The sequence below is a fragment of the Streptococcus infantis genome (assembly GCF_047463655.1).
Lineage (GTDB): Bacteria > Bacillota > Bacilli > Lactobacillales > Streptococcaceae > Streptococcus > Streptococcus infantis_Z.
The window spans coordinates 1-10142 of sequence record NZ_JASHDM010000021.1 but is presented as its reverse complement, the minus strand read 5'-3'; the positions used below and the strand labels follow the sequence as shown (position 1 = coordinate 10142).

Sequence of the window (10142 nt, the reverse complement as noted above, 5' to 3'; positions counted from 1 at the left end):
TCTGCTTCATACTATAGTCCGTACGGGATTCGAACCCGTGTTACCGCCGTGAAAAGGCGGTGTCTTAACCCCTTGACCAACGGACCGGAGTTGTTATTTTCAACTCTTACTATTATACCGACTTTTCGTACTTTGTCAACACCTTTTTTAAATTTTTTTAGAAGTCTTGTAATGTTTCCTTCAGCTCTCTGAGAAGGGCTTTGCGGCCTTTAAATCGTTCGTCTGCCCAGAGGCGTTCATAGGCTTCTTGCTTATCTTGTGGTAACTTTCTTCTATAAGTATTCAACAATTCATGAAGAGCGTAGTAATCATCCAACCACAATCCTCCTTCTGGTAGGCGATGGCTAATTTCTCCTACTTCTTCGTAGGCCATTCGGTCTAGGCGACGTTTTTGACTCTCTTGTTTTCTGACGCTATCAAGGATTCGATTGCGAAATTTTGTTTTGAAGTAGACGTAGAGTTTCTTTTCCTCTTCCACTAGTTCTGGATGGTGTTCTAGAAGTTCATGGAGACAGATCATGCCCTCTTGGTCCCAATCCTCTTTTTCCCACAGATGAAGATAATAATCTTTTCGGCATCTATGGACAATTCCTTTTACCTTCTCATAATACTTCTCAAGCATTTGCTTTCCCCCTTTCTCTGCTTGTAGTATAGCAGCGAAAGGGGGAAAGAAGGGATTTGGTTCCTGTCTTGTGTTTTTTTTGAGTCCAAGGTGTATCAGGAAGTATTGAGGAAGGCAGATGAGAGATAAAAAGACAACTGTTGTCTCTACAGTTGTCTTTGTTTGTGATTTTATATTGATAATATTTTTGATTAAAGTTCTGCAATCTGGTTAAGATTTACTTCTGCAACTGTATCATTACCAAACATTGAGATAATCATCTTAACTTTATTGTTATCAATTTCTGTGATCTTACCTGTGTAATCTGCGAAAGCTCCGTCAATAATACGAACAGTTTGACCAACTTCGACATCAATATCAAATTCTTGGACAGTTTGACCCATAGAAACTAAAATATCGCGAATTTCTTGTTCCAAAAGTGGAGTTGGTTTTGATCTATTTCCGTGTGAACCTACGAATCCTGTTACGTTTGGTGTGTTACGTACAACAAACCATGCTTCGTCGGTCATAACCATTTCTACAAGAACATAACCTGGAAAGCGATTTTCTTCGATTTCTTTTTTCTTTCCATTTTTTTCTACTTGCACTGTTTGTGTAGGAATTTCAACACGTAGAATATTTTCTAGCATATTGTATGTTTGTGCACGTTGCAATAGATTTTCTTTTACTTTATTTTCGTAGCCAGAGTAAGTTTGTAGCACAAACCATCCTTTATCAAAACTATCCATGTTTTTTCCTTTCCTAACTGAAGAATTTCAGCGACTAGATCTTTTCTTAGCTTATTTTAAAAAATATTAATAAAACGAATCAATCCGCTAACAATCAATTGGTCAAAAATATAAATCATCACTACAAAGAAAGCAGTGTATTCCATGATAGATTTAAAATCTAACCAACTTTCCTTGCGAGTCGGCCAAGTTGTTTCTTTAAGAAGTTTAAAAATGTCCTTAATAAAACGCATCGTTTTCTCCTATCTCGTTTCTCGGTGTGTGGTGTACTTGCCACAGTGTTTACAAAATTTATTTACTTCTAAGCGTGTTGGTTTTGGATTTCCACTAATCTTAATTGAATAGTTTCTAGAACCACAAACCGCACAGGCTAGACTTGCTTTTTTAAGTGCCATAACGCCTCCATCTTACCTATTATAACAATAAACCTCTGCTTTGACAAGTTAAATCGTTTTTGATTTTTTAAGGTAATTTCTCAAAGTAACTTCCACTTGATTTACCAAGGGATTTATCCAAAATACTTTTAAACATAATTTTTCAAAAGAAAAGCGTCATAACAAGTCAGCGACTCTAACTCCTGATCCAAAAAATCAAACAAATCTAAAAAGATTTCCCTTGTTATCGGTAAACTTGCTTCAAATTCTTTCTTCTGTTGCTGCTTATACTCTGCCAGTAATTTCTTTTTCTTCTCTTTATCCATTTTCTACTCCGACTAACTTCTCTGGTACTTTTGAGACTAATACTCAATGAAAATCAAAGAGCAAACTAGGAAGTTAGCCGCAGGTTGCTCAAAACACCGTTTTGAGGTTGTGGATAGAACTGACGAAGTCAGTAACACATATACGGTAAGGCGACACTGACGTGGTTTGAAGAGATTTTCGAAGAGTATAACTTTCTTCAACAAGGTTCAACAGTCCTTCACTCCTCTCATTATAGCACTAAATTCCTTTCATTGATGTAGTTTTTGATAGCAAAAAAAGAGTCAGCAAGCCAACTCTTTCGATCTCTATTCACTTTTTTCCATCAAGAAATCATAGATTTCCTGGACTGTTCCAAGCGCCATAATCTCCTGATCTTTAACAGTTTGTTTTAGCTTTTGATAAATCTGACTTTCAGCTATATCACGCTTTTCAGCCTCTTTATTCACCCTCATGACTCCATTTTCAATGGTCACAAAGTCAAGCTCTTCAAATATCTGAATCATTTTGACTAATAGGATTTGCTCAATCTTGAGATAAGCCGCCAAATCCTTGAGTTTATAGCGAATGTCAAACTCTGGGAACTGATAGATGGTTTTATACAATTTAGCAAACTGCTCTCTCGTTCCATAGCCCGTCAAGTAGTAAGCCTTAGCTATATCATTTTTAAAGTAAAGTGCTGAAAATTCCTGTTCCTGAAAGATTTTCTTAAGAAGGGATATATCCTCAGGGATATTCTTCACGACAATAGCTGGACAAGAGGTCACATCAGGTAACTCTTGCGTAAAGTCCAAAACAGGTACACCTTCTGGCAACAGGGCATTCTTGCCACGGATGTTAAAGAGCTGGACACCTTCTACACGGGCGTCAACCATCATCAACTGCAAGGTTGTTTGACCATTCCATTGGTTGACAGAGAGAGTCACCGCTAGTTCCAGTTGCTTGGTCTGTGAGAATTCAGTCGCCCATTTCCCTTGACCAAAAGCGACTACCTCAAAACTGGCCTCACCTTTGGAAATTTTCAGCTTGAGATGAGCATTACCAGCCCCCATGACGCGAGCATTTTCAACTTGAAAATCTCGAATATAGAAGACAGGCTTTTGGTTATCCATCCCAAAAGGAGCTAGACGTTCAAAACTTTTCACCGTCTCCAAACTCAAGGCCTCTAAATCCAGTTCTTCGTCTAAAAATAGATTGTTTTTACCTTGGGCATCTGCACCTTTTTCTCGGATATAGGCTTCCAAAACATCAGACAAGACTTCCAACTTATCCACTTCGAGGGTCATACCTGCAGCACCTGCGTGACCACCAAATGCGATAAACAGTTCTCGATGTGGGTCCAAGGCTTCAAAGATATCGACTGCTTCTATGCTTCGAGCACTCCCCTTGGCGCGCCCATCTTCGATATTCAAGACTATAACTGTCTGACCTAGTTCTTCAAGCAAACGCCCAGCTACAATTCCAAGAACTCCCGGATTCCAGCCTTCTTTAGCCAAAACTTGAACACTTTTATCAGGATCCACCATTTTCTTAGCTTCATCGTAAATCGACTGAACAATTTCCTTACGTTCTTCATTCTTTTGATGAATCAAAAGGGCGATTTCATGCACTTCCTCATCGTCAAATCCAGTCAACAACTCAATAGCTGGATTAGGATCATCCAAGCGCCCTAAGGCATTTAAGCGAGGTGCCAACTGAAAACCGATCGTTTCTTCTGTCACATCACTACTTGAAATCCCAGCGATTTCAAACATTTCTTGCAATCCCATTCGCTGAGTATTGCGCAAGACCTCAAGACCATACTGGACCATGATACGATTTTCGTCCGTCAAGCTAACCATGTCGGCAATTGTCCCGATTGCAACCAAGTCTAACAACTCAACCTGTACTTCTTCCAAAAGGGCACAAGCTAGCTTAAAAGCGACACCACAGCCTGCTAGATGCTCGAAAGGATAGTCCGCCCCTGGATGTTCAGGATGAATAATAGCATAGGCATCTGGTAAAACCTCAGGCATAGAATGGTGGTCGGTCACAATGACGTCCACTCCCATAGACTGAGCCAAATCAATGGCTTCATGCCCCGCCACACCATTGTCCACCGTCACAATCAAAGACACGCCCTGCTGTTCGATAAAATATTTGTAGACACTGGCATTTGGACCATAGCCGTCCGTAAAACGATTAGGAAGATAGACCAGGCACTCAGCACCCAACTGTTCTAAACTTTCCTTGACAATGGAAGCCGAAGTCATCCCATCCGCATCGTAGTCCCCGTAAATGAGAATCAGTTCCCCTTGCTCAATAGCATGGCGAATTCGCTCCACTGCCTTTTCCATATCATTTAAAAGGTAGGGATCATGCAATTCCTCCAAAGAAGGTTCTAAAAATTTTTTTAGACTAGTCTCATCCTGAATGCCTCGTTCAAATAACAAACGAGCTACTTCTGGGCCCAAACCAGCTTTCTTAGCTATCTTTGTAAAATCCGCATCCTCAACTTGCGGAGCAAATTGCCAATTATAAGTAGGAATTATCAAAAAAATCATCCACTCTTTCTTACGATTCTATCGTTTTATTATAACATGATTTTCAGTTTTTCTCTATCTGCTTTGCTTTTATCAAAATTTTACTAATTTCTTTGTAATATCATTTGACAGGAAAACGCTTTTGTTGTAGAATCGATGTTACAAAATCTAACACAAAGGAGAAAAATTATGACTTTAGTAGAATTTAAAGCTGTTGAAAAGTATTACGGAGACTACCACGCACTCCAGAATATCAACCTTCGTTTTGAAAAAGGCCAAGTGGTTGTTTTACTTGGACCATCTGGTTCTGGAAAGTCAACCCTTATCCGTACTATCAATGGTATAGAGGCGATTGATAGCGGAAGTCTCCTGGTAAACGGATACCAAGTGGCGGGTGCTAGCCAAAAGGATTTGGTCCCCCTCCGCAAGGAAGTAGGTATGGTTTTCCAACATTTTAATCTTTATCCACATAAGACTGTGTTAGAAAATGTAACTCTTGCACCTATTAAAGTACTGGGTATTGATCCCAAAGTGGCTCAAAAAACTGCGCAAAAATATTTAGAATTTGTAAATATGTGGGATAAGAAAGATTCCTATCCAGCCACCTTATCAGGCGGACAAAAGCAACGAGTAGCTATCGCTAGAGGCCTGGCTATGAAACCTGAACTCCTACTCTTTGACGAACCAACCTCAGCTCTCGACCCCGAAACAATCGGCGATGTCCTAGCTGTTATGCAAAAACTAGCCCACGACGGCATGAATATGATCATCGTCACACACGAAATGGGCTTCGCTCGTAAGGTAGCTGATCGCATCATCTTTATGGCAGAAGGGCAAGTCCTGGTCGATACAACAGATGTGGATGCATTTTTTGATCACCCAAGTGAACCGCGCGCCCAACAATTTTTCAGCAAGATTATCAACCACGAAAGTGACAAGGTCAAATAAGGAGACGCCTATGAAAAAGAATTTCTTTCTTGCAACAGTAGTTACCAGTCTTTTAAGCATTGGATTTGTGACATCAGTTCAAGCAGATACCAGTATCGCAGATATCCAAAAAAAAGGAGAAATCGTTGTTGGTGTCAAACAAGACGTCCCTAATTTCGGCTATAAAAACCCGAAAACTGGAGAATTCTCAGGTATTGAAACAGATTTAGCCAAACTGATTGCAGATCAACTCAAGGTCAAGGTCCGCTACGTTCCAGTTACTGCTCAAACTCGAGGTCCTCTGTTAGACAACGAACAAGTGGATATGGATATCGCCACCTTCACAATCACAGATGAGCGGAAAAAGCTCTACAACTTCACCAGCCCTTACTATACAGACGCCTGTGGATTTTTGGTAAATAAATCAGGTAAGATTAAAGATATTGAAGATTTAAACGGAAAAACCATTGGAGTCGCACAAGGATCCATCACCCAAAAGCTGATTACAGAGCTAGGTAAGAAAAAAGGCCTTGCCTTTAAATTTGTCGAACTCGGATCTTATCCTGAATTAATCACCTCCCTCCACGCCCATCGGATTGATGCCTTCTCGGTAGACCGTTCTATCCTTTCCGGCTATACCAGCAAAAGAACAGAACTACTTGACGATAGCTTCAAACCTTCTGACTATGGTATTGTAACCAAAAAATCGAACACGCAACTGAATGACTATCTAGATCAATTGGTTGTCAAATGGAGTCAGGATGGGACCTTGCAGGACTTATACGATCGCTACAATCTCAAACCTTCCAAACACTCAGCAGAATAAGGAGGTAGCTACATGATAGATTCATCATCTTGGACAGCTTATTTTCAACATTTTGGTCAATTTTTTAACGGATTTCTCTTTACTATAGCTATCGCTCTAGGTTCTTTTTCCCTAGCCATGCTATTGGGCATCCTATTTGGTACCTTATCCACTAGCAAACATGGTAGTTTACGGATCTTGTCCCGTATCTTTATCGAATTTTATCAAAATACCCCTCTCCTAGTTCAGTTCGTTATTGTATTTTACGGCTTGCCTCTGATTAGTAACCATACTATCATGATTCCCATCTACTGGACTGCCGTTCTTTGTGTCGGACTCTACCACGGCGCCTATATCGCTGAGGTCATTCGATCAGGAATTCAGTCTATCCCTAGAGGCCAACTCGAAGCTGCTCTTTCTCAGGGATTCACCTATGCAAATGCAATGCGCTTGATTATCTTACCGCAGGCTTTTCGCATCATTCTCCCTCCCTTAACCAACCAAGTCGTCAACCTGATTAAGAATACTTCGACAGTAGCTATCATTTCTGGAGTTGATCTTATGTTTGTCACCAAATCTTGGTCCGCACTCAACGGCAACTACATCCCAGCCTTTTTAGGCGCCGCCTTCTTCTACTTTTCCCTCTGCTTCCCTGTTGCTCAATTTGGACGAAAAATGGAGCAAGCTAACAAAAAAGCTTATTCACTTTAGGAGGTTTTTATGGAAAGTATTCTTGAAGTTCTCAGTCTAGACAACCTCATCTTTATTTTAAAAGGTTTTGGTCTAACCCTCTATATCTCTTTGATTGCTATCACGCTTTCAACACTAATTGGAACCATCCTCGCTGTCATGCGTAATGGAAAAAACACCCTATTACGAATCCTTGCTAGTGTCTACATTGAATTTGTACGAAATGTTCCTAATCTACTCTGGATTTTCACTATTTTTTTAGTCTTTAAAATGAAATCTACCCCAGCCGGAATCACCGCCTTTACTCTCTTTACATCTGCAGCTCTTGCTGAAATTATTCGAGGCGGTCTTAACGCAGTGGATCAAGGACAATACGAGGCAGGGATGGCACAAGGTTTCTCCTATCGCCAAATCCTCTATTACATCATCCTACCGCAAGCCATCCGCAAGATGCTCCCTGCCATCATCTCTCAATTTGTAACAGTGATTAAGGATACAAGTCTTCTATACTCTGTAATCGCCCTCCAAGAGCTTTTTGGTGCTAGTCAAATCCTCATGGGCCGATACTTTGAACCCGAACAGGTTTTCAGCTTATATATCCTGATCGCCCTAATCTACTTCAGTTTCAACCTAGCTATTTCAAGCCTTTCACGGACTCTAGCAAAACGTTGGCAACAAGCTGCAGAATAACAAGAGGTTGGGACAAAAAATCCCTACCTCACTTTTTATTAACAATCAAACTTTGACGCGGTAGCTGATTGAACTTTTTGTTCGTCTTTTAGACTCCCAAAAGCTCCTAATCATCCTCGCGGGGCTGAGACTACGAAATCGAGACTTTGTCTATCGATTTCTGTCCCACCGCCTTTTGAGAAAAATCTTTTTGCTTATTCCTTTACTAGAATAAAGCTAGGAAATGTTAAACTGCCAAACTCTATGCTAGACTAGAAATATGGAACATCATTTTAATCATCGAGCAGAATCATTCGATTCTCCAAAAAATCAATTTCTGGCCGATCTTGTTTGCCAGCATCTAATAAAACAAGTGCCTGATTTGTCAAACAAATCAATCCTAGACTTTGGAGGTGGAACTGGCCTTATCGCCCTTCCTCTTGCCAAACGAGCTAAATCAGTGACCTTGGTTGACATTGCGGATAAAATGCTAGAGCAAGCTCGCATCAAGATTGAAAGTCAAAAACTTGCAAACCTATCCTTGATTCAACAGGATTTATTACTTGAACCACTTGAAGAAGAGTTCGATCTTATTATCGTCAGTCGAGTTCTTCATCATATGCCTAATCTTGATGACAGTCTATCTATGTTCAAGGAACATTTGACTCATGGCGGACAACTCTTTATCGCTGATTTTACTGCACCAGATGGAGAGACACACGGTTTTATCATTTCTGAACTTGAAAAAAGCCTCAGCCAACAAGGTTTCTCGGAAACAACAAGTCAAATACTCTACAGCTCAGACCATCTCTTTCTCCATAAACCTTCCCAATTATTTCTTACAAGCAGCAAAAATATTTAGCCCTTAGAGTAACAGACAAGCCCTAAAAACAAAGCAAATGCTAATCTTTACTCAGCTTTTGCATTTTCCCAATAGATAAGGTATAATAGTTGTATTGTCTTTTGGGGTCGTTACGGATTCGACAGGCATTATGAGGCATATTTTGCGACTCGTGTGGCGACGTAAACGCTCAGTTAAATATAACTGCAAAAAATAACACTTCTTACGCTCTAGCTGCCTAAAAACCAGCAGGCGTGACCCGATTCGGATTGCTCGTGTCTGATGACAGGTCTTATTATTAGCGAGATACGATCAAGCTTCGTCTAGCAGTTTGATAAGAGATTTATAGACTCGCAGTTCCTAGGCTTGAGTTATGTGTCGAGGGGCTGTTAAAACAATACATAACCTATGGTCGTAGACAAATATGTTAGCAGGTGTTTGGACGTGGGTTCGACTCCCACCGGCTCCATTATATTAAAAAAACGTTGATGATCTCAACGTTTTTTCTGTCCTCAGACAAGTTTGCAATGTTACATCAAGACACTTGAAAGATGGGAACATTAACTTTTCTTCTATGGGAAAAATAGCATATACATTGAATAGCTATTTAATTGAATTTTTAACGTTTCAAAGATCTGTAAAACTGACATTTCACCATTCTCCTAATCTTTATCTATCAAAAAAACCGTAAGAATTTCTTCTTACGGTTTTTCTAGCAAATTCATAGAATTGAGATTCTCAGTTTTGCTTTATTTGAGTAATTTCTTACTCTTCTTCCTCACGTTTTTTAGCGAAGAGGAGTCCGCCTGTCGCTGCTGCAAGAAGTGCTAAAGCAAGTGAAGCGCTAGATTGTTCTGTACCAGTATTTGGCAATTCTTTCGCTCCTGCTTTCTTAGCTGGTGCTTGAGCAGGTGAATCTTGGTTAGCAGCTGTAACAGATTTTTCAGCTGGAATAACGGCTACTGATCCATCTTCAAAGGTTACAACTACTGATCCATCTTTGTTAACCTTGATATCTTTCGCGGTTGGATTAGCTTTCTTAACTTCGTCAGCTACTTTAGCTTTTTCGGCGTCAGTCAAGTTGCTTGGATCTGTAACTGGGGTTACTGATGGATTCTTAACTCCATCTGATTCCTTAACTTTATCTGATGATTTCTTAACTGTCTTATCGGCTGGAATAACAGCTGTTGTACCATCTGGGTAAGTTACAGTTGTTGTACCATCTTTGCCAACTTTAACGTCAGTTACGGTTGGGTTTGATTTCTTAACTTCTTCTGCTACTTTAGCTTTTTCCGCATCAGTCAAGTTGCTTGGATCTGTAACCGGTGTTACTGTTGGATCCGTTACTTTGTTCTTACCTGCATCTGTAGCTGGTGCACTTGGATCTTTTACAGTTACTTTAACTGGTACTTCATCCTTAGAACCATCTGGGTAAGTCACAACGACTGTAGTTCCTTTATCACCTGGGGTAGTTGTGTCTACTGGTGTCTTGAACTCTACTGTTGTGCCCTTAGGAAGATCTCCGACATTACCGATTGAATCTTTGGCAGATGGTTTATCTCCTGGTTTAACAGTTTGATCTTTCGCTGTTGGAGTATTCTTGTCTGCATCTGTAGCTGGTGCACTTGGATCTTTTACAG

General features: G+C 40.2%; 12 protein-coding genes, 1 tRNA gene and 1 other RNA gene. 6 read left to right on the top strand and 8 right to left on the bottom strand.

From position 1 onward, the window contains the following. Positions 1 to 14: 14 nt before the first annotated feature. The 7 genes from QM877_RS10015 to recJ all read right to left on the bottom strand — a co-directional run bounded on the left by QM877_RS10015 (position 15) and on the right by recJ (position 4582). Positions 15 to 86 (bottom strand) — tRNA-Glu (locus QM877_RS10015). A 71-nt stretch (positions 87 to 157) separates the two neighbouring features. Beyond that, positions 158 to 622, bottom strand: a complete 465-nt coding sequence (locus tag QM877_RS10010) for a sigma-70 family RNA polymerase sigma factor (RefSeq protein WP_075231404.1) — start codon at positions 620 to 622, stop codon at positions 158 to 160. 191 nt (positions 623 to 813) lie between these two features. Beyond that, entirely contained in the window at positions 814 to 1350 is a 537-nt protein-coding gene (nusG, locus tag QM877_RS10005) for a transcription termination/antitermination protein NusG (RefSeq protein WP_045763385.1), read from the bottom strand. 56 nt (positions 1351 to 1406) lie between these two features. After that, positions 1407 to 1583 carry a preprotein translocase subunit SecE gene (gene secE, locus QM877_RS10000; protein ID WP_001211016.1) on the bottom strand — a complete coding sequence of 59 codons (177 nt, stop codon included), beginning with the start codon at positions 1581 to 1583 and terminating at the stop codon, positions 1407 to 1409. 9 nt (positions 1584 to 1592) lie between these two features. Further along, on the bottom strand, positions 1593 to 1745 hold the full coding sequence (gene rpmG / locus QM877_RS09995) for a 50S ribosomal protein L33 (RefSeq protein ID WP_001809375.1): 153 nt from the start codon (positions 1743 to 1745) through the stop codon (positions 1593 to 1595). 128 nt (positions 1746 to 1873) lie between these two features. After that, positions 1874 to 2050 carry a hypothetical protein gene (locus QM877_RS09990; protein WP_371561487.1) on the bottom strand — a complete coding sequence of 59 codons (177 nt, stop codon included), beginning with the start codon at positions 2048 to 2050 and terminating at the stop codon, positions 1874 to 1876. A gap of 306 nt (positions 2051 to 2356) precedes the next feature. Continuing rightward, positions 2357 to 4582: a single-stranded-DNA-specific exonuclease RecJ gene (recJ, locus tag QM877_RS09985; protein WP_414318317.1), complete on the bottom strand. Its 2226-nt coding sequence runs from the start codon at positions 4580 to 4582 to the stop codon at positions 2357 to 2359. A 177-nt stretch (positions 4583 to 4759) separates the two neighbouring features. Here recJ and QM877_RS09980 point away from each other — a divergent pair, with 177 nt between their 5' ends. The 6 genes from QM877_RS09980 to ssrA all read left to right on the top strand — a co-directional run bounded on the left by QM877_RS09980 (position 4760) and on the right by ssrA (position 8974). Beyond that, a complete protein-coding gene (locus tag QM877_RS09980) occupies positions 4760 to 5518 on the top strand; it encodes an amino acid ABC transporter ATP-binding protein (protein ID WP_414318316.1) in 759 nt (252 codons plus the stop codon). 10 nt (positions 5519 to 5528) lie between these two features. Then, positions 5529 to 6323: a transporter substrate-binding domain-containing protein gene (locus QM877_RS09975; protein ID WP_371561478.1), complete on the top strand. Its 795-nt coding sequence runs from the start codon at positions 5529 to 5531 to the stop codon at positions 6321 to 6323. A gap of 12 nt (positions 6324 to 6335) precedes the next feature. Further along, positions 6336 to 7013, top strand: a complete 678-nt coding sequence (locus QM877_RS09970; RefSeq protein ID WP_414318315.1) for an amino acid ABC transporter permease — start codon at positions 6336 to 6338, stop codon at positions 7011 to 7013. A gap of 9 nt (positions 7014 to 7022) precedes the next feature. Beyond that, complete coding sequence (locus QM877_RS09965) at positions 7023 to 7682, top strand: amino acid ABC transporter permease (RefSeq protein ID WP_371561473.1); 660 nt, start codon at positions 7023 to 7025, stop codon at positions 7680 to 7682. 259 nt (positions 7683 to 7941) lie between these two features. Then, positions 7942 to 8523: a class I SAM-dependent methyltransferase gene (locus tag QM877_RS09960; protein WP_371561470.1), complete on the top strand. Its 582-nt coding sequence runs from the start codon at positions 7942 to 7944 to the stop codon at positions 8521 to 8523. Between the two features lie 103 nt (positions 8524 to 8626). Further along, positions 8627 to 8974, top strand: a transfer-messenger RNA (tmRNA) gene (gene ssrA, locus QM877_RS09955). Positions 8975 to 9267: 293 nt separating this feature from the next. Here the strand turns inward: ssrA and QM877_RS09950 are convergent. Further along, a partial coding sequence (locus tag QM877_RS09950) for a Rib/alpha-like domain-containing protein (RefSeq protein WP_414318314.1) occupies positions 9268 to 10142 on the bottom strand: 875 nt, incomplete at its 5' end.